This is a genomic window from Streptomyces sp. 8P21H-1, from assembly GCF_013302945.1.
Map to the genome: position 1 here is coordinate 266 of NZ_JABTYA010000274.1, position 484 is coordinate 749.

The window sequence follows — 484 nt, forward strand, 5'->3', positions numbered from 1 at the left end:
ACGGACACCGGGACGGACGCCGGGAGGGACACCGGGACGGACACCGGACCGGACACCGGGACGGACGCCGGGACGGACACCGGACCGGACACCGGGACGCGCGCCGGGGAGACCGGCGAGGGGATCGGCGAAGAGGCCGGTGAGGCCGCGGGCGTTCCCGGCACCCGCACGCAGCCGGGCCCCCTTTGGACCATTGAGGACCGCACACCCCGCGTCCGCCTGGCCCGCCACGCCGGACCGGACACCGACACACCCCACCACGGCGCCTTCGACCTGGGCCGCGGCCCGCTGCTGCGCGCCGTGCTGCACGACCGCGGCCCCGGCCGCTCCCGCGTACTGCACCTGGCCGTCCACCACCTGGTCGTCGACGGGGTGTCCTGGCGCGTGCTCCTGGAGGACCTGGACCGCGCCTACCGAGCCCGCCGGGAGGGCCGGGACGGACAGGCGGCGCTGCCCGCGAAGTCGGTGCCGCTGCGGCACTGGG

At 77.7% G+C, this 484-nt stretch carries 1 protein-coding gene; it reads left to right on the forward strand.

Annotated features, from left to right (window positions below; genetic code table 11):
• Nucleotides 1-484: condensation domain-containing protein (locus tag HO151_RS05855; protein ID WP_173895033.1), on the forward strand; the 484-nt coding region annotated here is incomplete at both ends.